Origin of the sequence: Nocardioides sp. NBC_00850 (assembly GCF_045207335.1) — a bacterium.
Lineage (GTDB): Bacteria > Actinomycetota > Actinomycetes > Propionibacteriales > Nocardioidaceae > Nocardioides.
The window spans coordinates 4,198,381-4,219,019 of record NZ_CP108845.1; the positions used below are offsets into that span (position 1 = coordinate 4,198,381).

Annotated in this window: 28 protein-coding genes; 12 read left to right on the forward strand and 16 right to left on the reverse strand. The window is 69.9% G+C overall.

The features are described 5' to 3' along the window. Positions 1-11: 11 nt before the first annotated feature. The 3 genes from OH802_RS20380 to OH802_RS20390 all read right to left on the reverse strand — a co-directional run bounded on the left by OH802_RS20380 (position 12) and on the right by OH802_RS20390 (position 1,831). Positions 12-224: a 50S ribosomal protein L35 gene (locus OH802_RS20380; RefSeq protein ID WP_008359371.1), complete on the reverse strand. Its 213-nt coding sequence runs from the start codon at positions 222-224 to the stop codon at positions 12-14. A 76-nt stretch (positions 225-300) separates the two neighbouring features. Continuing rightward, complete coding sequence (gene infC / locus OH802_RS20385) at positions 301-1,044, reverse strand: translation initiation factor IF-3 (RefSeq protein ID WP_355225442.1); 744 nt, start codon at positions 1,042-1,044, stop codon at positions 301-303. A gap of 292 nt (positions 1,045-1,336) precedes the next feature. Beyond that, positions 1,337-1,831, reverse strand: coding sequence for an SseB family protein (locus OH802_RS20390; RefSeq protein ID WP_406021493.1), 495 nt, complete (start codon positions 1,829-1,831; stop codon positions 1,337-1,339). A 90-nt stretch (positions 1,832-1,921) separates the two neighbouring features. On the opposite strand from OH802_RS20390, the gene OH802_RS20395 reads away from it, so the two are divergent. Both OH802_RS20395 and OH802_RS20400 read left to right on the forward strand, forming a co-directional pair. Beyond that, positions 1,922-2,386 (forward strand): hypothetical protein, encoded by a 465-nt coding sequence (locus OH802_RS20395; protein ID WP_406021495.1) that lies wholly within the window; start codon positions 1,922-1,924, stop codon positions 2,384-2,386. A 1-nt stretch (position 2,387) separates the two neighbouring features. Beyond that, the gene (locus tag OH802_RS20400) at positions 2,388-2,927 is read left to right on the forward strand and encodes a 4-amino-4-deoxy-L-arabinose transferase (protein ID WP_406021497.1); all 540 of its coding nucleotides are present in this window, start codon (positions 2,388-2,390) and stop codon (positions 2,925-2,927) included. A 12-nt stretch (positions 2,928-2,939) separates the two neighbouring features. On the opposite strand, the gene OH802_RS20405 is transcribed toward OH802_RS20400, so the two are convergent. The 5 genes from OH802_RS20405 to OH802_RS20425 all read right to left on the reverse strand — a co-directional run bounded on the left by OH802_RS20405 (position 2,940) and on the right by OH802_RS20425 (position 8,027). Beyond that, a complete protein-coding gene (locus OH802_RS20405) occupies positions 2,940-3,887 on the reverse strand; it encodes a TauD/TfdA dioxygenase family protein (protein WP_406021499.1) in 948 nt (315 codons plus the stop codon). Between the two features lie 30 nt (positions 3,888-3,917). Next, positions 3,918-4,820 (reverse strand): ABC transporter permease, encoded by a 903-nt coding sequence (locus OH802_RS20410; protein WP_406021501.1) that lies wholly within the window; start codon positions 4,818-4,820, stop codon positions 3,918-3,920. Beyond that, positions 4,813-6,066 (reverse strand): glycine betaine/L-proline ABC transporter ATP-binding protein, encoded by a 1,254-nt coding sequence (locus OH802_RS20415; RefSeq protein ID WP_406021503.1) that lies wholly within the window; start codon positions 6,064-6,066, stop codon positions 4,813-4,815. Before OH802_RS20415 ends, OH802_RS20410 begins: the two co-directional genes overlap by 8 nt. Then, a complete protein-coding gene (locus OH802_RS20420; RefSeq protein WP_406021505.1) occupies positions 6,066-7,022 on the reverse strand; it encodes an ABC transporter substrate-binding protein in 957 nt (318 codons plus the stop codon). Before OH802_RS20420 ends, OH802_RS20415 begins: the two co-directional genes overlap by 1 nt. A 129-nt stretch (positions 7,023-7,151) precedes the next feature. Continuing rightward, positions 7,152-8,027 carry a LysR family transcriptional regulator gene (locus tag OH802_RS20425; protein ID WP_406021507.1) on the reverse strand — a complete coding sequence of 292 codons (876 nt, stop codon included), beginning with the start codon at positions 8,025-8,027 and terminating at the stop codon, positions 7,152-7,154. Between the two features lie 60 nt (positions 8,028-8,087). On the opposite strand from OH802_RS20425, the gene OH802_RS20430 reads away from it, so the two are divergent. The 3 genes from OH802_RS20430 to OH802_RS20440 are packed head-to-tail and all read left to right on the forward strand — an operon-like array spanning position 8,088 to position 11,079. Next, positions 8,088-8,993, forward strand: coding sequence for an aldose 1-epimerase family protein (locus OH802_RS20430; RefSeq protein WP_406021509.1), 906 nt, complete (start codon positions 8,088-8,090; stop codon positions 8,991-8,993). Further along, a complete protein-coding gene (ccmA, locus tag OH802_RS20435) occupies positions 8,990-9,628 on the forward strand; it encodes a heme ABC exporter ATP-binding protein CcmA (protein ID WP_406021511.1) in 639 nt (212 codons plus the stop codon). Before OH802_RS20430 ends, ccmA begins: the two co-directional genes overlap by 4 nt. Continuing rightward, positions 9,625-11,079, forward strand: a complete 1,455-nt coding sequence (locus OH802_RS20440; RefSeq protein WP_406021513.1) for a DUF6297 family protein — start codon at positions 9,625-9,627, stop codon at positions 11,077-11,079. The genes ccmA and OH802_RS20440 overlap by 4 nt, the downstream gene beginning before the upstream one ends. A 6-nt stretch (positions 11,080-11,085) precedes the next feature. Here the strand turns inward: OH802_RS20440 and OH802_RS20445 are convergent, their stop codons facing one another. The 4 genes from OH802_RS20445 to OH802_RS20460 all read right to left on the reverse strand — a co-directional run bounded on the left by OH802_RS20445 (position 11,086) and on the right by OH802_RS20460 (position 13,994). Continuing rightward, positions 11,086-12,300: an SGNH/GDSL hydrolase family protein gene (locus tag OH802_RS20445; protein ID WP_406021515.1), complete on the reverse strand. Its 1,215-nt coding sequence runs from the start codon at positions 12,298-12,300 to the stop codon at positions 11,086-11,088. Between the two features lie 91 nt (positions 12,301-12,391). Next, positions 12,392-12,874 (reverse strand): PH domain-containing protein, encoded by a 483-nt coding sequence (locus OH802_RS20450; protein WP_406021517.1) that lies wholly within the window; start codon positions 12,872-12,874, stop codon positions 12,392-12,394. Then, a complete protein-coding gene (hisG, locus tag OH802_RS20455) occupies positions 12,858-13,721 on the reverse strand; it encodes an ATP phosphoribosyltransferase (RefSeq protein ID WP_406021519.1) in 864 nt (287 codons plus the stop codon). The genes OH802_RS20450 and hisG overlap by 17 nt, the downstream gene beginning before the upstream one ends. 9 nt (positions 13,722-13,730) lie before the next feature. After that, on the reverse strand, positions 13,731-13,994 hold the full coding sequence (locus OH802_RS20460; RefSeq protein WP_008359350.1) for a phosphoribosyl-ATP diphosphatase: 264 nt from the start codon (positions 13,992-13,994) through the stop codon (positions 13,731-13,733). Between the two features lie 107 nt (positions 13,995-14,101). Here OH802_RS20460 and OH802_RS20465 point away from each other — a divergent pair, with 107 nt between their 5' ends. Then, positions 14,102-14,356: a helix-turn-helix transcriptional regulator gene (locus OH802_RS20465; protein WP_355017193.1), complete on the forward strand. Its 255-nt coding sequence runs from the start codon at positions 14,102-14,104 to the stop codon at positions 14,354-14,356. After that, positions 14,353-14,973: a hypothetical protein gene (locus OH802_RS20470; protein ID WP_406021522.1), complete on the forward strand. Its 621-nt coding sequence runs from the start codon at positions 14,353-14,355 to the stop codon at positions 14,971-14,973. Before OH802_RS20465 ends, OH802_RS20470 begins: the two co-directional genes overlap by 4 nt. Before the next feature lie 21 nt (positions 14,974-14,994). Here OH802_RS20470 and OH802_RS20475 read toward each other — a convergent pair whose 3' ends face one another. The 4 genes from OH802_RS20475 to OH802_RS20490 all read right to left on the reverse strand — a co-directional run bounded on the left by OH802_RS20475 (position 14,995) and on the right by OH802_RS20490 (position 18,477). Next, positions 14,995-15,537 carry a gamma carbonic anhydrase family protein gene (locus tag OH802_RS20475; RefSeq protein WP_406021524.1) on the reverse strand — a complete coding sequence of 181 codons (543 nt, stop codon included), beginning with the start codon at positions 15,535-15,537 and terminating at the stop codon, positions 14,995-14,997. Positions 15,538-15,548: 11 nt separating this feature from the next. Next, the gene (locus OH802_RS20480; protein WP_406021526.1) at positions 15,549-16,592 is read right to left on the reverse strand and encodes a cation diffusion facilitator family transporter; all 1,044 of its coding nucleotides are present in this window, start codon (positions 16,590-16,592) and stop codon (positions 15,549-15,551) included. Beyond that, positions 16,589-16,945 carry an ArsR/SmtB family transcription factor gene (locus tag OH802_RS20485; protein ID WP_406021528.1) on the reverse strand — a complete coding sequence of 119 codons (357 nt, stop codon included), beginning with the start codon at positions 16,943-16,945 and terminating at the stop codon, positions 16,589-16,591. Before OH802_RS20485 ends, OH802_RS20480 begins: the two co-directional genes overlap by 4 nt. A 290-nt stretch (positions 16,946-17,235) precedes the next feature. Further along, entirely contained in the window at positions 17,236-18,477 is a 1,242-nt protein-coding gene (locus OH802_RS20490; RefSeq protein ID WP_406021530.1) for a DUF222 domain-containing protein, read from the reverse strand. Positions 18,478-18,916: 439 nt separating this feature from the next. On the opposite strand from OH802_RS20490, the gene OH802_RS20495 reads away from it, so the two are divergent. The 5 genes from OH802_RS20495 (at position 18,917) to OH802_RS20515 (ending at position 20,637) form a co-directional block, all read left to right on the forward strand. After that, positions 18,917-19,525, forward strand: coding sequence for a class I SAM-dependent methyltransferase (locus tag OH802_RS20495; protein WP_406021532.1), 609 nt, complete (start codon positions 18,917-18,919; stop codon positions 19,523-19,525). 50 nt (positions 19,526-19,575) lie between these two features. Further along, positions 19,576-19,734 (forward strand): hypothetical protein, encoded by a 159-nt coding sequence (locus OH802_RS20500; RefSeq protein ID WP_406021534.1) that lies wholly within the window; start codon positions 19,576-19,578, stop codon positions 19,732-19,734. Positions 19,735-20,010: 276 nt separating this feature from the next. Then, complete coding sequence (locus tag OH802_RS20505) at positions 20,011-20,178, forward strand: hypothetical protein (protein WP_406021536.1); 168 nt, start codon at positions 20,011-20,013, stop codon at positions 20,176-20,178. After that, complete coding sequence (locus OH802_RS20510; protein ID WP_406029366.1) at positions 20,103-20,447, forward strand: MerR family transcriptional regulator; 345 nt, start codon at positions 20,103-20,105, stop codon at positions 20,445-20,447. Before OH802_RS20505 ends, OH802_RS20510 begins: the two co-directional genes overlap by 76 nt. Positions 20,448-20,481: 34 nt before the next feature. Further along, positions 20,482-20,637 (forward strand): TipAS antibiotic-recognition domain-containing protein, encoded by a 156-nt coding sequence (locus tag OH802_RS20515; RefSeq protein ID WP_406021538.1) that lies wholly within the window; start codon positions 20,482-20,484, stop codon positions 20,635-20,637. The last annotated feature ends 2 nt before the right edge of the window (positions 20,638-20,639 follow it).

A 20,639-nucleotide genomic window follows, 5' to 3' on the forward strand; every position in this document is an offset into this window, starting at 1 on the left:
GATCAGCGGTCTCAGCGACCGAGCAGCTTCTTCGCGCGCTTCACGTCGGCGGGGGCGAGCTCCACCAGACCAGCGTTGCGACGGTGCTTCTTGCGCGAGCCGGTCGTCGGCGCGGAGGCGAACGCAGCGCCGGACTTACGGCCGGCCTGCAAGCGCTGGATCTTCCCGGAACCGGTCACCTTGAAGCGCTTCTTGGAACCGGAGTGGGTCTTGTTCTTCGGCATAGTTCTTCCTTCTCTCGTCGTCCGGCCGGTCACGGGGCGCCGCGGCGGCGGAAGTCTCTTGCTGGGCCCGGGAGGCTCAGACGTCGATGTCGGGGTCGAGGTTCTCCGAGCGGCGCTTGACCTTCGGGGTGGAGGCCGGACGGGCAGCGTTCGCAGCCGTACGCTCCGCCTTCTCGGCGGCCTCGTCGGCGGCGCGCTCGGCGGCCTTCTCCTCCTTGGCCTCCTTCGCCTCGACCTTGGCGTCGGCCTTCTTCTTGTGGGGGCCGAGCACCATGATCATGTTGCGGCCGTCCTGCTTCGGCGAGGACTCGACGAAGCCCAGCTCCTGGACGTCGTCGGCCAGCTGCTGCAGCAGGCGGAAGCCGAGCTCGGGACGGTGCTGCTCACGACCGCGGAACATGATCGTGATCTTCACCTTGTCCCCAGCGTTGAGGAACCGCACGACGTGACCCTTCTTGGTCTCGTAGTCGTGCTTGTCGATCTTCGGACGAAGCTTCATCTCCTTGATGATCACGTTCGTCTGGTTTCGACGGGCTTCACGGGCCTTCTGGGCGTTCTCGTACTTGAACTTCCCGTAGTCCATGAGCTTGCAGACCGGCGGCTTGCCCTGCGGGGCGATCTCGACGAGGTCGAGGTCGGCCTCCTGGGCCAGGCGCAGCGCGTCAGGGGTCGGCACGATGCCGACCGTCTCTCCGTTGGGACCAACGAGGCGGACCTCGGGAACCCGGATCCGGTCGTTGATACGAAGCTCAGTGCTGATGTGTCCTCCAGTTGTTGTGGCTGCGGAGGCTCTGGATCTCGGCTTCCGGGCCGCGTGCACGGGCGGTCCGGAAATCGAAAAAGGCTCCCGCTGGATTGTCACAAGCGGAAGCCAGTCAAGACGCTCACCCGCGAACGGGCTCGCACCACCGAATCCATTGACCCCTGGAACTCTGGGGCACTGTCTTCGGGACCGGACCCGACGACCTCTGTTGCTGGGCGGTCGATGCGGGTGGGAGAACGCTGTCGTGATCTCCGCTTGTTGGATCAAACCGACGGCGTACGTCGGCTGATCGGTCAACACGGAACACTACTGCAACATTCCCCGCTGTCCCAATCCTCAGGCCCAATCGTCAGGGCCGCACCCAGGCGGTACGCGGCCCGACGGTCGCCAGCTGCCAGCCCTCGGCCACCTTCTGCAGGTCGTCGCCCTCGATCGCGAACGGGACCGGGCCGGCGAGATCGAGCACGAGCGCGTCGGCGCCGTCGTGGACGGCGGCCTGAGCCGCGTCACGCAGGGAGACCGGAACCGGGCGGGCGTCGGTCTGCCACGCCTGCAGCGGCGCGGTGCCGGTGAACCCGAGCAATGCCTGCCGCCCGTCGGCGCCGGTGAGCAGCACGGTAGCCATGTCGGAGGTCTTGTCGTGGGCCAGACCGGCCTCGTCGACCTCGACCTCGCCCAGCACCGCGACGACCGGGACGAGCACACGGGCAGCGGCCAGGGTGGTGAGCACATCGGCGTGCGTGGCCTGGCCCGCGGCGTACGACCTCATCACGGTCGCGACCTCAGGGCTGGTCTCGCCGGTGTCGCCGGGAAATGCCGTGCCGAGGAGTCGTTTGTCGTTCATCGCCTCCCCATTCAACAACAGAGCAACATCAGGGCCGATATCGGGGACAGTCCGGGTGCCAGACGACCACGACGGTGGAAGACTGCAGGTATGGACCAAGGCGCCTACCTCGCACTAGCCGCCGCGCTCACCGTTCTGGGCGCGATCTGGACCTGGGTCGCGTTCCGACGGCGCGGCCTCGGAGCCGGCGTGAAGGCCGCGGGGTGGACGCTGCTCGCCCCGGCGGCCTACCTGACCGGCCTGCTGCGCGCCGGCGGCCGGATCGTCGACGCGATCGCCGACTGGGCCGCGCGCCTGGTCTTCAGCCCGACCGTCTGGATCGGGTTCGGCATCGCCGCGCTCGCGATCGTGCTGATCTTCGTCGCCCGCCTCCTGCCCACCAAGGAGAAGCCGAGCCGAGCGGCCCGGAAGGCCGCCGCCGGCGCCGCGCCCGGCGGTTCGGCAGGCCCGGCCTCCGTCGCGGCTCCGAAGACTGCCAAGGGCCCGGTGGTCGACGACGATGACGAGGACATGGCTGACGTCAACGACATCTTGAAGAAGTACGGCATCTCCTGAGTTGACCGACTCCCCGACGACAGACCTCCTCGCGATCGCGATGAGCCGTCCGGCCACCCTCGGCCCCGGACGCCTGATCTGCGTCGACGGCCCCGCCGGCTCCGGGAAGACGACGCTGGCCGCCGCCCTGGCCGAGATGACGCGGGCCCCGGTGGTCCACATGGACGACCTGTACGCCGGCTGGGACGGCCTCGCCGACGGCATCGCCCAGCTCGAGACGATCCTGCTTCCCCTCGTCGAGGGAGCCCCCGGCTCCTACCGCCGCTACGACTGGCACGCTGGCGAGTTCGCCGAGACCGTGCTGGTCCCACCGAGCCCGCTGCTCGTCATCGAGGGCGTCGGCAGCGGCTCCGCCGCGTACGACGGCTTCCGCACCGCCCTCGCCTGGGTCGACGCGCCCGAGGAGGAGCGCCGGCGACGCGGCATCGACCGCGACGGCGACACCTTCGCACCCCACTGGGACGCCTGGGCGGCAGCCGAGACCGAGCACTTCGCCCGCGACCTGACCGCCGCCCGCGCCGACATCATCGTGACGACCTAGCCCCCGTCGGTTTCAGGAGATCAGCTCGTCCAGGCGGCTGTAGGCCCGCGCGTCGCCCTGGAGGACCTCCGAGCGACGCCCGTCGACCGAGACCGGCACGTCACCCGCGACCGTGACCCGGCGCATCTCGCGCGGGTGGTGGTCGAAGTCGGCGACGGCGTAGTGCTGGGTGGCGCGGTTGTCCCACATCGCCACGTCGCCGGGCTGCCAGGCCCAGCGGATGGTGTTCTCCAGCTTGGTGACCCGATCCTGGAGCAGGTTGAACAGGTGGATCGACTCGGTGGAGGTGAGGCCGTCGAACCCCTTGACGAAGCTGCCCAGGACCAGCGACCGCTCCCCCGTCTCGGGGTGGACGCGGACGACCGGGTGCCGGGTCTCGAAGTGGACCGAGGCGAAGTCGTCGCGGGAGTAGTTGGCGTCGGGCTGGTCGTGCTCCTCGTCGCGCTGGGCGTAGTCGTAGGAGTTGGTGTGCACCGCCCACAGCGCGTCGGCCAGGGCCTTCAGCGGCTCCGGGAGCCGGTCGTAGGCGGCCGCGGTGTTCGCCCAGATCGTGGTGCCGCCGTAGGGCGGCAGGGTGACCGCGCGCAGCACCGAGATCGCCGGGACCCGGTCCACGAAGGTGACGTCGGTGTGCCAGGCGTTGGCCGCCATGCCGGCGTTGGCGGTGACCCGCAGCACGCGCCCGGAGCCGGTGTTGACCGTCGGGTGCGCGGTCGTCAGCCCACCGAACCGGGCCGCGAAGGCGCTCTGCGCCTCGTCGGTGAGCCCGTCCTGACCCCGGAAGAAGAGCACCTTGTGGCGCAGCAGGGCGTTGCGTACGTCCTGGATCTGGGTGTCGTCGGCCTCGGCCAGGTGCAGGCCCTCGATGACGGCTCCGATCCGGGCGCCGGCGCGGCGGACGCGCACGCCCGAGGGCGTCTCGATGACGTCCGCGGGGCGATGCAGCTCGGTGATGGTCACAGTCGTTCTCCTCCGATCAGGGATTTCGGGTCAGGCGGGGGTGGGCTCGGGCTCGGGAGTCTTGGCACGGGCTCCGCGGCCGAGCTTCGGCCACCAGGACGGCACCAGGCCACGCTGGCCGCCGAGCGCAGCCGAGACGCGGTCGAGGTAGATCGCGATGACGACGACGGCCAGACCGCCTTCGATCGAGGCGCCGATCTGCAGGCCCTGGACCGCGTTGACGACGACGCCGCCGAGGCCGGAGCCGCCGACCAGGCCAGCCACGACGACCATCGAGAGGGCCAGCATGATGACCTGATTGACGCCGGTCATGATCGACTCCTTCGCCAGCGGGAGCTGGACCTCACGCAGGATCTCCCAGCGGCCCGCGCCGAAGGCGGTGGCCGCCTCGACGGTCTCGGCGTCGACCTGGTTGATCCCGAGCTGGGTGAGCCGGACCGCGGGCGGCAGCGCGAAGACGATCGTCGCGACCAGGCCGGGCGCGTCGCCGACACCGAAGAAGAGGATCGTCGGCAGCAGATAGACGAAGACCGGCAGCGTCTGCATCAGGTCGAGGACCGGCCGCAGCGCCGCCCGCAGCGGTGGCGAGAAGGCCGACCAGATGCCCAGCGGGATGCCGATCACCAGCGCGACGAGCGTCGCCACGAGCACCGAGGTCGTGGTCTGCATCGTCTCGAACCACAGGTCCATCGACTCGATCAGGAGGAGCCCGGCGGTCAGCACCAGGGTCAGTACGACCTGGCGGGTCACGAGGAGCGCGATCACGGCGAGCACGATGATCATCGCGAGCGGCGGCAGGCCACCGAGCACGTTGTAGACCATCCGGAGCAGGAAGTTGAGCGCCTCCTTGATGCCGTCGAAGAACGGCCCGAGGTTCTCGGTGAGGAAGTTGATGACGTCCTCACCGATGTCGCCGATGTCAAGGTCAGGCATGGGCCACCTCCGCGGCCTCGTCGTCGACGGTGTCGTTCACGGTGGAGAGCGCCGAGAGGATCGCGCCCCGCGGCACCACGCCGCGCAGCCTGCCGTCCTCGTCGAGGACGGTGACGGGCACGACCTGGCGGCCCGCCAGATGCATGAAGTCGCCGATCACGTCGCCCTCCTTGACCTTGTGGTAGTCCTCCCCCAGCGCGCCATGGACGCTTTTGGCGCCGCGGCGGGTCAGGCTCACCAGCCGGTCGTCGGTCACGACACCCAGCAGCCTGTCGTCCGCGCCGGTCACGAACGCACCGGTCACCTCGTTCTCCCCCAGCCTGCGCAGCGCGTCGTGGGGCGTGATGTCCTCGGGGAGTACGAGGCGGGCCGGCCGGATCAGGTCGGCGGCGCTGAGCACCCGGGCCCGGTCGACGTCGGAGACGAACTCGCTGACGTAGTCGTCGGCAGGATGGGCCACGATCTCGGGCCCAGGAGCGAGCTGGATGACCCGGCCCTCGCGCATCACCATCACCCGGTCGCCGATGCGCATCGCCTCGTTGAGGTCGTGGGTGACGAACACCGTGGTGCGCTGGTCCTGGGCCTGGAGCTCGACCAGCAGATCCTGCATGTCGCGACGGATCAGCGGGTCCAGCGCCGAGAACGGCTCGTCCATCAGCAGGATCGGCGGGTCCACTGCCAGCGCGCGGGCGAGACCGACCCGCTGCCGCATGCCGCCGGAGAGCTCGTGCGGGAGCTTGTCGCCGCGCCCGCCCAGGCCGACCCGCTCCAGGGCGGCGGCGGCCCTCTCGAGCCGCTCCGGCTTCGCGATGCCGCGTACCTTCAGGCCGTACGCCGCGTTCTCCCGCACCGTCCGGTGCGGGAAGAGCGAGAAGTGCTGGAAGACCATCCCGATGCCGTTGTTGCGGAGCTCGCGCAGTCGCTGGTCGGAGACCTTGGTGATGTCCTCGCCGTCGATCAGCAGCTCGCCGGCGCTGGGCTCGTTGAGCCGGTTGATCATCCGCAGCACGGTCGACTTGCCCGAACCGGACAGGCCCATCACGACGAACATCTCGCCCTTGGCGATCTCGAAGTCGATCTCGTGGGCGCCGAGGTAGCCGCCCGCGGCGGCCGCCGCGGCACGCGGGTCCTGGGCGGCCAGTGCCTTCTCGGCCTGCCTCCTGCCGAGACCGTAGACCTTGCTCAGGCCACGCCCGACGATCGCGGGCTCGGTCGTCTCGTCAGCTTGGAACGTCGTCTCGCTCATCAGATCTCCGCCTTCTCTCCGTCTGCGTCCTCGACCCCGTCGAGGAACTCGGCGACCTTGTCGGGGTTGTCGTCGATCCACGCCTCGGCGATGTCGGCGAGCTCCTTCCCGGACTTGTCGTGGTCGTAGTAGAACTGCCCGGCCTCGTCGGTGGTGAAGGTCAGGTTGGAGAGGAACTCGGCGATCTCCGGGTTGTCGTCCTCGAACCCCTTGCGGGTGACCGTGCGGATCTCACCGGCGCCGCCCCACACCTTGTCGGGGTCCTCGAGGAAGGCGGCGTCGAACCGCACGGTCATCCAGTGCGGGCTCCAGCCGAGGAACACGATCGGCTGGCCGGCCTTCTGCGACTTCTCGACCTGGGCGAGCATCGCCGGGGTGCCGCTGGCGACCAGCTTCCAGTCCCCCAGGCCGTACGCGTCCTCGTCGATCGCCTTCTGGATCGTCTCGTTGCCCGGGGAGCCGGCCTCGATGCCGTAGATCTTCTTCCCGAACCTCGCGGCGTTGGCGTCGAGGTCGGCGAGCGAGATGATGCCGAGCTCGTCGGCGACGTCGCCGGGGATCGCCGGGGCGTACTCGGTGCCCTTCACGATCGTGGAGAGCACCTCGACGTCGCCCTCGTCGATGGGGTCGCCGAAGCTGGGCTCCTGAGAGGGCCACCAGTTGCCGAGGTAGGCGTCGATCTGGCCCGAGGAGACCGCGGTCGCCGCGTTCTCGACGGACAGGTTCTTCTTGATGCTCGCGTCGTAGCCCAGCTCCTGGAGGATCTGGACCGCGATCTCGTTCTCGACCTGTAGGTCGACCCACGGCTGCTCGGCGAGGACCACCGAGTCCTCGGCTCCTCCCGAGTCGCTCTGGGCGAAGCCGTCACGCTCGCTCGCGGTCGTGCAGGCGGTCAGGGTGCCGGCTGTCGCCGCGATGGCGAGTGCGGCCACAGCAAGGCGGTGGGGGCGGCGCATGCGTGCTCCATCCAATCGGTTCATATATGTCTAACACACTAGACATTCGCCTTCTGGGTGTTCCAGCACGTCCACGCAGCGAGCAAGACAAAGATCGAGATGCTGCGATAGAGACTCTCTATAGATGGGTCATTGGTCGGTGAGATCCTGGGCAAGCGCGACGAACTGCTCGACCAGCGCGTCGCCGCGTTCCTCCAGCCACACCAGAGACACGCTCACCCGCGTCACCGGGGTCAGCGGAACGACCTTCGCCCCGGCTCGCGACGCCGCACCTGCCATACCCTCGGTCAGCATCGCGACCCCGGCCCGTGCCAGCACCAGCGGGATGATCGAGGCGACATGGGCCGTCTCGATGGCGACCTCCGTGGGCAGACCGGCGGCCTCCAGGCGGGCATCCAGGAACGTACGCAGCGCCGTCCCGGCCGGCGTCGCGATCAGGCCGACCTCGGCGAGCTCCTCGATCCTGATCTCCTCCGGCGCCTCGGCCGAAGGCGGCAGGACCGCCACCAGCTCGTGCTCGGCGAGAGGGTGCGAGCCGAAGGGGCCGTGCGGCGTCGCGCCGTCGATCAGCCCCACGTCGGCCTCGCCCTTGCGCACCTGGTCCAGGACGTCGGAGCGGTGCTGCGGGTCGGTGACGACCACCTGCGCGCCGGGCTGGATCCGCCGGAACTCGGCCAGCACCGGCACCAGCGGCTCGACCGCCCAGACCGTGCTGGAGGTGATCCGCAGCCGCCCGAACCCCTCGTCGGAGACCGACCGGACCGCACCCGCGGCGAGCTCGAAGCCACGTACGACCCGGCGGGCCGGCCCCAGCAGCGCCGAGCCCGCCGGCGTGAGCCGCACTCCCCTGCCGTGACGCTCGAAGAGCGGACCGCCGAGCTCCCGCTCGAGCCCGCGCACGGCGTACGACAATGACGGCTGGGCGACGTGCAGCCGAGCCGCGGCGCTGGTGAAGCTGCCCGCCTCGGCGATCGCGAGGAAGAACTCCAGCTGTCGTCGCTCCATGGCCCGAGGCTAACCCGACCGGCCACCGGGGTGGACCGGCCACCTCGATAGCCTGTGACCGTGCTGAGACCGAGTGGAGAGCAGTTCACGATCGACGGCGGGGGCTACTCCGCGACGGTGACGGAGAGTGGCGGCGCGCTGCGGCTGCTGTCCTACGAGGGGCGGGAGCTGATCGCCGGGTTCGGCGACGACGAGCAGTCCAGCGGCGGCAAGGGTCAGCTGCTGGCGCCGTGGCCCAACCGGATCCGCGACGGCCGCTACGAGTTCGGCGGGAAGACCTACCAGCTCGGGCTCACCGAGGTCGCGCGCAACAACGCCTCCCACGGGCTGGTGCGGTGGTCGCAGTGGCTGCCCATCGACGAGGCCAAGGACTCGATCACCCTGGCCACCCGGTTGATGGCGCAGAGCGGCTATCCGTGGACGCTCGACCTCGAGGTGACGTACGCCATCGGGCCGGACGGGCTCACCGTGACCCAGTCGGCGACCAACCACGCCGCTTCCCCCGCGCCCTACGCCGCCGGCGCGCACCCCTATCTCACCGTCGGGGCCGGTCCGGTCGACGAGTGGACGCTCACTCTTCCGGCGCGGACGCGCCTGCTCTCCGACCCCGAGCGCAAGCTGCCCACCGCGAGCGAGGCGACGGCTGGGACGGCCTACGACTTCACCTCCGCCAAGCCCATCGGCGACGTCGTCCTCGACCACGCGTTCACGGACCTCGACCGTGGCGAGGACGGGCGAGCGACGGTCACGATCCAGGGCCCCGACGGCGGCGTCTCGCTCTGGGTCGACGAGCACCACCCGTGGCTGATGGTCTACAGCGCCGACGACCAGTCGCCGGCCCGCGGCGGTCTCGCCGTCGAGCCGATGACCGCTCCCCCGGACGCGTTCAACTCCGGCACCGACCTGGTCTCGCTCGCCCCCGACGAGCGCCTCGAGGTCACCTGGGGCATCACCGCGCTGACATGACGCTGCTGACCGTCTCCGGGCTCAGCAGGACCTACGGCGACCACGCCGTCCTCGACGGGCTCGACCTCACCCTCGCAGCCGGCCGGGCGATCGCCCTGACCGGTACGAACGGGTCGGGCAAGTCGACACTGTTGCGTTGCGTGGCCGGGGCCGACGAGCCGACCGCCGGCGAGGTGCTGCTGGACGGCAGGCCGTACGACGAGCGCTCTGCGCAGATGCGCCGCGACGTCGCCGCTCTGCTCGACGACCTGGACCTCTTCCCAGACCTCGCGGTGATCGAGCATCTCGACCTGGTCGCGCACGCCCATCGGGTCGAGGATCCCGAGGGCACCGTCGACGGCGTGCTGGACGAGGTCGGCCTCAACGACCAGGCCGACCAGCTGCCCGGGTCGCTCTCCTCGGGTCAGCGTCAGCGGCTCGCACTCGCGCTCCTCCTGGTCCGGCCCCGCCGGCTGCTGCTCCTCGACGAGCCCGAACAGCGGCTGGACGCCGAGGGCGCCATCTGGCTCGCCGACCTGCTCCAACGGGAGAAGGAGGCCGGGGTCGGCATCCTCTTCGCCAGCCACGACGCGGCCCTTGTGGAGGCCGTGGCCGACGACGTCGTACGCCTGGGCTCCTCCTCCGACGAAGCATGAGCACGGAGACACCGGCGCCGACGCCGGCTGAGATCCGCGGACTGGTCCGCGAGTGGCGTCGCGGTCACGTCACCGCACCCTGGGGCGAAGTGCTCTACCAGGCCTACCTCGCTCTCCTGACGGTCCTGATCTACGGCTCGGGGCTCGTCAGCGCGGTGGTCAATGCCGGGCAGGCGGTGGAGGGATGCACCACCGGGGCCTGCGTCGGCACCCGCGCCGCCGGACCGGTCCTTCTCGTGCTGATCTGGCTGGCCCTGGGCGCCGCGGCGCTCCGGCTCCTGGGACCGCTCATGGCCTCGCCCGCGACCTCGGCGCTGGTGCTCTCCACGCCGGTGGACCGTGGCCGCTGGCTGGGACGGCAGTACGCGACAGTCCTGACCCTAGGAGCCCTCGCCGCCGCGGTCCCGGCCCTCCTCGCCGCCGTGACCGCGGGCTGGCCGCTGCTCACCGGAGGCGCGCTGGCGCTCGCCGCGGCGCTGCTGGCACCGGCGACGTACGCCGCGGGGACCGTCGCGCAGGCGCGACCGGGGTCGGCATGGCGGATGGTCGGGCCGGTGACGGCGCTTGTCGCCCTGGCCGCGGTGGCGGCCGCGGCCGCCGGCGTCACGGCCCAGCTGACCCCGCCCGCGGACGCGCGGTGGTGGCTGGTGCCGGCTGTGCTCGCGCCGGTGACCGCCGGGGCCGCAGTGCTCGCGCGCCGGCGTCTCGGTGACCTGCACCGTCGTGACCTGACTCGCGGACATGGGCTGGCCAACGGCCTCTCCGGCGCCCTCGCCGGGATGGACACCGCCCTCGCCTACGACGTCGTACTCCAGCACACCAGCAGCCAGCGTGCCGTCGTCCGGGCGCGTCGCCTCCGGGGTCCTCGCGGGCCGCTCGCGCTCGTCACCGCCGATCTCGTCCGACTGCGGCGGGCGCCGCTGCGCGTCCTGGCACCCGCCGCCGCGGTGGTGCCTGCGTACGCCTTGGCGGAGGCGGGCGCGGGTGCGCTGGTAGTGCCGGTGATGGTGGTGCTCGGCTTCGGGGCAGCCATCCCGCTCGGCGCCGGGCTGCGGGTGCTGTCGCGATCGAGCAGTCTCGCACGGCTGCTGGGCACCTCCTCCTGGCAGCTGCGGCTCGGCGCGCTGGTGGTGCCGACCGTGCTGCTGATGGCCTACGGGCTGGGCTGTCTGTGGGCCCTTCCACACCCGCTGCTGGCTCCAGCGATCGGGCTCGGCGCACTGGCCACGCTCACCCGGTGGCTGGTCGCTCCCCCGCCCGACTATGCCTCGGCGATGGTCTCGACGCCGATGGGGGCGATGCCGGTCTCGCTGTTCGGCAACGCGGTGCGCGGCTTCGACATCGCCGGGCTGGTGAGCATCCCGGCGCTGTTCGCCCCCGACGCCCTCGGCGCCACCATCTCGATGGCGATCTCGGTCGTGACGCTCGGGGTGCTCGTCGGCCGCCGCTGAGCCGGCTCAGCGGTCACATTCCAGCAGCTCCAGATCGAACGCCTCGGCCATCGCCGCATAGCCGGCGTCGCCGGGGTGGAGGTGGTCCCCGGAGTCGTACGCCGGCAGGAACCGCGCCGGTCGCTCGGGGTCACGCGTGGCCGCGTCGAAGTCGACGATGCCGTCGAACTCGCCGGAGGTCCGGATCCACTCGTTCACCGCGACCCGCACCCGGTCGCGCGCGGGGGTGTAGCGGCTGCCGCCCTCGTACGGGGTCAGGGTGGCGCCGACGACGCACACGTCCTCGGCGCGCGCCTGCGCGATCAGGTCGCGGTAGGCAACGATCAGGTCGGAGGCCTCGTCGGCATCGTCCCAGCGGATGTCGTTGATCCCCTCCAGCAGCACGACCGTGGAGACACCGGGCTGGTCCAGGACATCTCGCCGGAAACGGTCCAGACCGCGCTGGCCACCGGTGCTGTCGACGAGCACGCGATTGGCGGAGATGCCCTCGTTCATCACCCCGAACCGGCCGGCGTACGAGCTCGCCGCCACCCGGTCGGCCAGCACGTCAGGGTAGCGCTGGTCGGCTCCGATCGTGGAGCCGTTGCCGTCGGTGATCGAGTCACCGAAGAGCACCACGGTCTTGACCCGGCGCGGCTTCTCGACGACGACGCTCTCGACCCAGTACCAGCTGGAGATCTGGGTCGTGAACGCAGCGCCCGACTCCTGGCCGGCCACGTCCGCGCCGGCTGTCCCGGAGAGGTAGGAGGTCTGGGTGGCCACGTCGTGCCCGGTGATCGGGCCGCTCTCGCCGACGACATGGAAGCTCACCGCCAGGGTCGTATCAGCCGGCACCGTCGCGTCGACCGGGTCACTGAGCACCTCGGTGCCGGGGGCGACGGTGACCTGGTCGGCGCCGCCGAAGGTCAGCGGTCGGTTCGTACCGCGCACCACCGCGGCTCCGTCCCCGGCCAGACCGATGTGTGCCGAGGCGAACGTCACCGGACGACCGCCGAACACGTTGGACAGGGTGATGCGTACGCCGGAGCCACCCAGCGAGGTGTGCACCAGGTTGCGCACCGACCGGTCCGCCAGGCCGGCGGCGCCGGTCGCACCGCCCACCTCGTCGGCCGAGGCACCCCAGGTGCCGACCGGGTGCACCGGCGCGGCCTGAGCCGGCACGGTCGAGATCAGAGTGAGGACGGCCGCCAGCGCCGCGAGAGCACGAGTCCATGAGATCACGCAGACACGTTAAGTCGCCGCGGGCGCCGAGATCCGCGGTTCGGCCGAGTCTTCCCCGAAGCGTAGTAAGTGGTTCGCCGGAGGGTCGCTGCTAGGACAGCTGTTCGGCCAGCGTGCGCAGCGTGCGTACGGCCTTCCTCGATGCGCCCCCGTCGGAGGCCTGGATGCCGAGGACGGAGATGTTGTGGCCCGAGGCCAGGTCGATGGTGGGCCACGGCGCACCACGCGGGAAGTTGATCGCGAGGACCTCTGCCCACTCCAGGTCGCGGCGCTTGTAGCCGTTGACCACGGTCAGACCGTCCTCACGGGCGACGACCCGCGACCGGGTCACCGCGTGCACGCAGGTCAGGATCAGCAGGCCGACGAAGCCGAAGGTGAGCCGTTCGAACATGGTCACCTGCGCCTTGATCTCGGGCGTGAAACCTACCCAGACCATCGTGCACATGATCGCCAGGGCGGTCACGAGGAACCAGCCCATGACGCGCGCCCCGAGCGGACGCCAGGTGTGCGGCAGCTTCACCGGCAGGTCGGATCCTGTGGGCTTCGGTCCGGTGGCGTCAGATCCGGCAGGCATTGATCTCCGTCAGCAGGATCGCGCGGGCACCCACGGCGTACAGGTCGTCCATCAGCTTCTGCGAACCGGCACGCGGCACCATCGCGCGGACGGCGACCCAGCCCTCGCGGTGCAGCGGGCTGACCGTCGGCCCCTCGAGGCCGGGCGTCATCGCGGAGGCCTCGGTGAGGTCCTCGGCGCGGATGTCGTAGTCCATCATCACGTAGCTGCGCGCGATCAGGACGCCGTCCAGGCGGCGCTTGAACGTCTCGTACGCCTCCGGCAATTGCGCCCCCGACCGGGTGATCACGACGGCCTCGGAGCGCATGATCGGCTCGCCGAAGATCTCCAGGCCGGCCTGTCGCATCGTGGAGCCGGTCTCGACCACGTCGGCGATCGCGTCGGCGACACCGAGCTGGATCGACGTCTCGACGGCGCCGTCGAGCCGGGTGACGCTCGCGTCGATCCCCTCGCGCTCCAGGTAGGCGGAGACGACCCCTACGTAGGAGGTCGCGATCCGCTTGCCGCGCAGTTCCTCGGCCGAGGTGAAGGCGCCGGCGCGGCCGGCGAAGTGGAACCGGCTTCGGCCGAAGCCGAGCCCGATGACCTCGTCGGCCTTCGCGCCGGAGTCGAGGAGCAGGTCGCGGCCGGTGATGCCGATGTCGAGGGTGCCCTCGCCGACGTAGAGCGCGATGTCGCGCGGGCGCAGGTAGAAGAACTCGACGCCGTTCTCCTCGTCGATGAGGGTCAGACGCTTGGAGTCGTCGCGCTGGCGGTAGCCCGCCTCGCGCAGCAGCTCGGAGGCCGCGACGGAGAGCGAGCCCTTGTTGGGCACGGCGATCCGGAGAAGCTTTTCATCGGTTGTCATGAGGTTCCCCTACAGGTGTGAGTAGACGTCGTCGATCGAGATCCCGCTGGCGAGCATGAGCACCTGGGCGTGGTAGAGCAGCTGGGAGATCTCCTCCGCGGTCGCTTCCTTGCCCTCGTACTCGGCCGCCATCCAGGACTCGGCGGCCTCCTCGACCAGCTTCTTCCCGATCGCATGGACCCCGGCGTCGAGCTGCGCCACGGTGCCGGATCCTTCAGGTCGGGTCCGGGCCTTCTCACTCAGCTCGGCCCAGAGCTCGTCGAACGTCTTCACGAGCGTCAAGCCTAGGCCGTACGCGACCCGGCCCCCGAATCGTCTCAGCGAATCGATAGCAGTCCTGCTATGGACAGTCATAGCAGGACTGCGATATCTTCGATTTCATGAGCACCGACGACGAGGACACCGCGTTCTATGTCGGGATCGCCGCGCAGGTCACCGAGCACCGGGTCGCGCGGGGCCTCTCCCAACGCGAGCTCGCCGAGCTCTGCGGCACGACCCAGTCGGCGATCGCACGGCTGGAGTCCGGGTCCCGCCCACCCAAGATCGACACCCTTCTCCGGGTGGCAGCCGCCCTCGACTGCCGCCTCGAGGTCGGCTTCCACGCCCGCACCCGAGCCCACAGGAGCACGCCATGAAGACCCCCATCTCCGCCGATGAGGTCGAGTCGACCCGCAGCGAGCGGTTCCTGGCGGTCGCACTGACCGCCTTCCTGCTCGTCGGCACCGTCTGGTTCTACGTCAAGGTCGCCGGCTGGTGGCCGCTCTACATGGACTGGGACCAGTGCAACAACGGCCAGACGGCGTGCGAGATCCCCGGCCACGAGGCGATCCAGATCGGCATCCGCCTCGGCTTCATCATCGTGCTCTGCCTGGTCGGATTCTGGGTCCTCTACCGGCTGCGCCGCAGCGGCTCCCGTTTCCTCCCGCTCGGCTTCGCGCTCGCCGCGACCGGGGTGATCATGGCCCTGGTCTTCGCCTTCCACTACACCTTCGAGTACGCCGACTTCGGCCCGCTCATCCTGTCGCTGTTCGGCGCCGCGGCCACCGTCGGGGTCTTCGTCGCCGTCCAGCGGCTCCTGGCCAAGCGGATCCCGGCCATGCGCGTACGCAAGGGCGACTGCCCCTACTGTGGCTACCCGGTCCGCGGCAAGCACTGCGAGGGCTGCGGCCGCGAGACCATCGCCCCGTGCGCGACCTGCGAGGCAGACCGCCGGGTCGGCTCGCTCCACTGCGTGGCCTGCGGCGCCGACTGACCCTCCACCTCAGGGTGAGGGTTATACCGGCCGCACGGTTGCGCGGTGCAGCTTCATACTGTGCTCTTTCATGAGGGCGACGTAGCCGGGCGCGTTGAGCTCGAGGATCGCCGCGGGGTTGGTGCCGGGCTCGATCGTGCCGCGGATCTTGGCCGGCACGCCCATCACCAGGCTGTGGTCGGGCACCTCGGTCCCCTCGACCACCATCGCGCCGGCCGCGATCAGGCAGCCGTCGCCGATGACCACGGCATCGGAGACAACTGCCCCGTTGCCGATCAGCGACCCGGTCCCGATCCGGTCGCCGTGCACCACGCAGCCGTGCGCGACCGTGCTGTGCGGGCCCATCTCGAGGGAGGAGCCGGGGCGTACGTGCAGCACTGAGTTGTCCTGCACGTTGGAGCCCTCGCCGATGATGATCGGCCCGACGTCGGCACGCAGCACCGCGCCGTACCAGACGCTGGCGTTCGGCCCGAGGCGTACGTCACCGATCAGCGTCGCTGTCGGCGCCACCCAGGCGTCGGGATGGATCTGCGGACTCTTGCCGTCGAATTCGAAGATGTTCATCGACGCAGATCCTAGGTGTGCGCGCCGTCGGGGCTGACGTGGAGGACCACGCTGGTCAGCCGCGGCAGTGCCTCCAGGAGATGCTCCTCGGCGTGATGGGCGATGTCGTGCCCGGCAGAGACGGGCAGCTCGGCTGACACGGTGATGTCGCCGTCGGCGTGGAGGGTGTGCCCGATCCACCGCAGCCTCAGGCTGCGGACCTCGAGCACGCCCTCCACCGTGCCGACCGCCTCCCTCGCCCTGCGTACGTCATCCGGGGTGACCGCGTCCATCAGCCGAGCGCCGACCTGCGTGAGCGCCGAGCGGAGCACACCGAGGATCGCGATGGCGATGAGCAGCCCGATCACCGGGTCGGCCCACGGCATCCCGACCGCGACCCCGGCAGCACCGAACACCACGGCCAGCGAGGTGAAGCCGTCCGTACGCGCGTGGAGCCCGTCCGCAACCAGGGCAGCTGAGCCGATCTGGCGGCCCACCCGGATCCGATAGCGCGCGACGATCTCGTTGCCCAGGAACCCGACCACCCCCGCCGCCGCAACCGCCCAGACGTGCTCGACCTCGCGCGGATGGAAGAGCCGGTCGATGGCCTCCCAGCCGGCGAGGATGCTGGAGAGCGCGATCATGGCGACGACGAAGAGACCGGCGAGGTCCTCCGCCCGGCCGTACCCATAGGTGAACCGGTCGTTGGCTGGACGCCGAGCGAGCCAGAACGCCACCAGCAACGGCACCGCCGTCAGCGCGTCGGCAACATTGTGGAGCGTGTCCCCCAGCAGAGCCACCGACCCGGTCAGGCTCACGACGACTGCCTGCAGTCCCGCCGTCAGCGCGAGCACACCGAGGCTGATCCACAGCGCCCGCCGGCCGCGTACGTCAGCCTCCAACGCCTCGTCGACCTGATCCGCCGCATCATGGGAGTGAGCCCCGAAGACGTCCGAGACCGCATGCTTGGCGCGCGCCCACCGCCCATCGTGCGTATGGCCGTGGTCATGATCGTGACCGTGTCCATGGCCGGCGTGGGCGTGGTCACGTGGGTGATCGTGCAACGTATGGGTCATGCCGGCTCCTCCCCCGACCGGTGGTGCGCAGGGACCTGATCCAGGAGATGCTCCACGTGTCCGATCGTGTCGAGGACCAACTGGCGCACATGCCCGTTCTCGACCCGGTAGAGCACCGAGGTCCCCTCCTTCCGCGTCGTCACGAGCCGAGCCATCCGCATCTTCGCCAGATGCTGCGAGACCCCGGGCACCGGCTTGTCCAACATCGAGGCAAGCTCGGAGACCGACCGCTCCTCATCCAGCAACAGCCCCGCCATCTGGAGGCGTGTCGGATCAGCCAGCATCCGCAGCACCTCGACGGCAAGAGTGACGACGTCGTCCTCCCACACCGGAGGTTGCGTATTTGCATGCATGCGCAAATTGTAGCGCCACGACGCGCTCCGAGGGCACGCCGTCCAACAACGCCGAGTCGCCGTGCCCCTCACACCCAAGTGGAGCGGAGGCAGGACTCGCAGCAGCCGAGCAGTAAGCCATTCACGCCGGAGGTATGAAGCCGCAAGTGCGCGGCGGTGCCCGCTTCCCGCGGGGCGCGGCAGGCACTCTGACCCGAATCCGTGGCATGGGGCAGACGCGCCTGTTCGACCTAGTCGGGCGGTTGTTGTGCGCTCGGCTGGCGCGGTGTGAATCGCTGTGATCGGTCGACCTATGTGCGTCTGGTGAAGCGGATGTCGCCGTTGGGGAGGCGTTCGTGGAGGTACGCGGCGTCGTGGGCGCGGTGGTGGTGATGGGAGCAGAGCAGGGCGGCGTTGTCGAGGTCGGTGGCACCGCCTTGGGCCCAGGCGATCCAGTGGTGGGCCTCGGCCCAGGTGCCGGGGATGTCGCAGCCCTCGGCCTCACAGGTCGCCGAACGCAGCAGGAGGGCGCGGCGTTGGGCGGCGGTGAAGAAGCGTTCCTTGCGCCCGAGATCGAGGATTTCCGAGGCGCCGCCGAGGACGGCGGGGATGATGCCTGCGGTGCAGGCCAGGCGTCGAGCCTCGGCGGCGGTGATCTGAGTTCCGCCAACGATGTCGCCGACGCCGGCCTCTTTGCGGAGCTGGTCGAGGTCGATGGTCACGATCACCGTGGTCGCATCCCCACCGTGGATCGGCAGCTGGGTCGGGTCGAGGGTTTCGAGCAGTTGGCACAACGCCCGCCCCAGGCGCCGGGCGTAGGGCAGGTAGTCGCCGGTGTCGGTGCGGGTGCCGTCGTCGCGGCGGGGTGAGGCGAAGGCTTCGAGGTTGGTGGCGAGCCGGTCCGCGGCCGCATCCGGAACCACAGCGGAGATCCGGGTGGTGCCGTCCCCGAGGCGCCGCATGGCCAGCCGGGTCTTCTTGCGGGCGTGGGCCTCCTCCGCGGCGAGGCGTCGGGCTTCCTCGGCCTCGGCGATCTCGGGGGCGATGACATCGAGGATCCGGCGCCCGAGACGACGGAGTTGGGTGGGGTCGAACTGGGTCGCATAGCCGACCAGCGTCTCCTCCGCCTTCGCTCGGATCTCGGGATCAAGGTCGGCAGGGAGCTCGTCGAGGGCATTCACGATCACCTGGGCCTGGACGGAGTTGCAGGCACCGGCCCGCATCGCGGCCCCGACCAGCCCGAAGGAACGGTCCAGAGCCTCGGCGAGTCGGAGGTCGGCGCGCAGGGTCTCGGGGCGCTGGTGGGTGTGGTGATGCAACCACGCCGCCACATCCCGCGCGGCACTCTCGGCCGCGACGTCGTCAGCGGCGGCGAGCACTCGCAGCTCGAGCTCAGCCAACTGCGCCTTCGCCCGAGCGATCTCGACCAAGGTGGCGGCCTTCTGATCGGTGGCCATGAACGCCGGATTCGCCTCAGCGACCAGACCAAGCGAGGCAGTAACCGCGACCACGGCCCCGAGCACAGGGTGTTGTGGCTGCTGCAGCGTGGTCATCGAACCGGTCACCTCCCGACGTACGAACTCAAGGGTTTCTGCCTGTGCAGAATCCCGGTTGGTTCGCTGGTCTCGGAGGCCCGGCAGTACGGGCTATTACTTACCCTCGCAGCTCAGCGTTCACGCCCCTGGTTCCCCTGGATTACCCCACACCCGTTGTGTCCCGGATGAATAGGGCACGCCTCTTTCGAGGTGGTCGGCCTTCACGTTCATGCCTGCGCCGAGCCTACCACACAACGCAAAACCAATGAACCCAATCAGGGACAGGTATCCCCCGAAAACCCAGACCGCTGCTGGAAGCCCGCAAGACAGCCAAATGGCACCCAACCCAGGCACCCTGCTTCTAAATCTCCCAACCCAAACAACGTATTGGCCCCACCCACGCTGGAAGTCCGCACAGACACTGCGCCGCAGCAGAACCCGCTACCCTCTGTCACCAATGACCATGACCGAGATCGGCGCAGCCTACGACGGCCGCGCAGCCGAGTACATCGACCTGTTCGGAACGATCGACCAGCTCGCCGAGCGCGACCGCGAGACGATCACCACCTGGCGAGACACCACGACCGGCCGCCTATTAGATGCCGGCTGCGGCCCGGGCCTCTGGAGCCAGGAGCTCACCAAGGCCGGCGTACGCGAGGTGTTCGGCCTGGATGCCTCGGCCGAGTTCGTCACCGCCGCACGAGCGCGGTACCCAGACGTCAGCTTCGAGCGAGCGGATCTCGCCGCGCTCCCGCTCAAGGCCAGGTCGATCGGCGGCATCCTGGCGTGGTACTCGATCATCCACACCCCGCCCGCTGACCTTCCCGCGATCCTCGACGAGTTCGCCCGCGTGCTCACGCCCGGCGGGTCGGTGCTGATCGGGTTCTTCGACGGCGAGCCCGGCGAGGCGTTCGACCACGCGGTGCACACGGCCTACTACTGGTCCGCCGAGGCGCTCGGGAACCTGCTGGCACCGCATGGGTTCATCGTCGAGCAGGCGTCAGCCCGGCAGGACCCGGGTGCGCGCCGCCGGCAAGGCGATCTGGTCGCGAGACTCGTCGTCTGATCCCCGGTCGGCTTGACCCTCACGCAACGTGAGGCTGAACGATTCCGGGCATGAGCGACTACTACGATGCGTTCGAGGTCAGCCCCGTGCCGCTGCCGGGACCAGACGCGGTGGCCCCGGAGCCGTTCCGCGGGATCTACGGCTTGCCTCAGTTCCTGACCGTTCCATGCGCCGACCTGGCCGCCTCGATGGACTTCTGGGTTCGCTGAGTCGACAGCACCGCCGGCCACGAGCGTCAGCTTCTCCTGCGTACTGAGCCAGATCGACCAGATCGCCGAGAACTGCCGGGCGATCGCCCCCGACAGCGTCGAAGGACCGCGCGACACCTACTGGAACACCCGCGACATCGAGGTGATCACGCCCGAGCGCACCCGAGTGGTCTTCACAGCCGCGAAGCAGTACGACGGCACGAGCCAGGGAAGCCCGCAACCTCGACTCGATGGGCATCCCGGCACCGAACGAGACCCGAGGGCACAATGACGTACGTGGCTGAGCGACCGCACGACACCGGCCTGACGGTCGGCGACACCGCCGCACTGATCGGCGTGACCGTGCGGACGCTGCCCACTGGGACGAGATCGGCCTCGCGAGACCATCGGCTCGTACGCCGGCGGGATACCGCCTCTACACCGACGCCGACCTGCAACGGCTGAGCCGGATCATCGCCTACCGGGAGACCGGCCTCGGGCTGGACGCGATCCGCGGCGTACTCGATGACGCGGCCTCGGAGATCGGAGCCACCCTCGAGGCGCAGCGCGAACGGCTAGCCGCGCGGATCGCCGACCTGCAACGGCTCGAGGAACGACTGGCCACGATGGCCGAGGCGCACGAGCACGGGATCCCGTTGAGCCCCGACGAGCAGGAGACCTGCTTCGGGCCCCGGCTGGGATCCGCATCGGAACGTCGCCGAGCTTCACCGTGAGATCTTCGGCAACTTCTTCCCGATCACACGCCAGATGCAGGTCTGCCTCGGACGGATGTTCGAGGCAGACCCGGGATTCGCGGCCCACTACGACGGCATCCGCGACGGTCTGGCGAGCTGGTTCCGCCAGACCGTCGACGAAGCGGCGAGAACACACGGCATCGACCCCGACCTGGCCACCTGGCGGTGACG

Excerpts from the sequence above, each read along its gene's own strand:
- OH802_RS20380 (WP_008359371.1), bottom strand. The coding sequence starts at position 224 with ATGCCGAAGAACAAGACCCACTCCGGTTCCAAGAAGCGCTTCAAGGTG.
- OH802_RS20390 (WP_406021493.1), bottom strand. The coding sequence starts at position 1,831 with ATGAACGACAAACGACTCCTCGGCACGGCATTTCCCGGCGACACCGGC.
- OH802_RS20395 (WP_406021495.1), top strand. The coding sequence starts at position 1,922 with ATGGACCAAGGCGCCTACCTCGCACTAGCCGCCGCGCTCACCGTTCTG.
- OH802_RS20410 (WP_406021501.1), bottom strand. The coding sequence starts at position 4,820 with ATGCCTGACCTTGACATCGGCGACATCGGTGAGGACGTCATCAACTTC.
- OH802_RS20415 (WP_406021503.1), bottom strand. The coding sequence starts at position 6,066 with ATGAGCGAGACGACGTTCCAAGCTGACGAGACGACCGAGCCCGCGATC.
- OH802_RS20420 (WP_406021505.1), bottom strand. The coding sequence starts at position 7,022 with ATGCGCCGCCCCCACCGCCTTGCTGTGGCCGCACTCGCCATCGCGGCG.
- OH802_RS20425 (WP_406021507.1), bottom strand. The coding sequence starts at position 8,027 with ATGGAGCGACGACAGCTGGAGTTCTTCCTCGCGATCGCCGAGGCGGGC.
- ccmA (WP_406021511.1), top strand. The coding sequence starts at position 8,990 with ATGACGCTGCTGACCGTCTCCGGGCTCAGCAGGACCTACGGCGACCAC.
- OH802_RS20440 (WP_406021513.1), top strand. The coding sequence starts at position 9,625 with ATGAGCACGGAGACACCGGCGCCGACGCCGGCTGAGATCCGCGGACTG.
- OH802_RS20450 (WP_406021517.1), bottom strand. The coding sequence starts at position 12,874 with ATGCCTGCCGGATCTGACGCCACCGGACCGAAGCCCACAGGATCCGAC.
- hisG (WP_406021519.1), bottom strand. The coding sequence starts at position 13,721 with ATGACAACCGATGAAAAGCTTCTCCGGATCGCCGTGCCCAACAAGGGC.
- OH802_RS20465 (WP_355017193.1), top strand. The coding sequence starts at position 14,102 with ATGAGCACCGACGACGAGGACACCGCGTTCTATGTCGGGATCGCCGCG.
- OH802_RS20470 (WP_406021522.1), top strand. The coding sequence starts at position 14,353 with ATGAAGACCCCCATCTCCGCCGATGAGGTCGAGTCGACCCGCAGCGAG.
- OH802_RS20475 (WP_406021524.1), bottom strand. The coding sequence starts at position 15,537 with ATGAACATCTTCGAATTCGACGGCAAGAGTCCGCAGATCCATCCCGAC.
- OH802_RS20480 (WP_406021526.1), bottom strand. The coding sequence starts at position 16,592 with ATGACCCATACGTTGCACGATCACCCACGTGACCACGCCCACGCCGGC.
- OH802_RS20485 (WP_406021528.1), bottom strand. The coding sequence starts at position 16,945 with ATGCATGCAAATACGCAACCTCCGGTGTGGGAGGACGACGTCGTCACT.
- OH802_RS20490 (WP_406021530.1), bottom strand. The coding sequence starts at position 18,477 with ATGACCACGCTGCAGCAGCCACAACACCCTGTGCTCGGGGCCGTGGTC.
- OH802_RS20495 (WP_406021532.1), top strand. The coding sequence starts at position 18,917 with ATGACCATGACCGAGATCGGCGCAGCCTACGACGGCCGCGCAGCCGAG.
- OH802_RS20500 (WP_406021534.1), top strand. The coding sequence starts at position 19,576 with ATGAGCGACTACTACGATGCGTTCGAGGTCAGCCCCGTGCCGCTGCCG.
- OH802_RS20515 (WP_406021538.1), top strand. The coding sequence starts at position 20,482 with ATGCAGGTCTGCCTCGGACGGATGTTCGAGGCAGACCCGGGATTCGCG.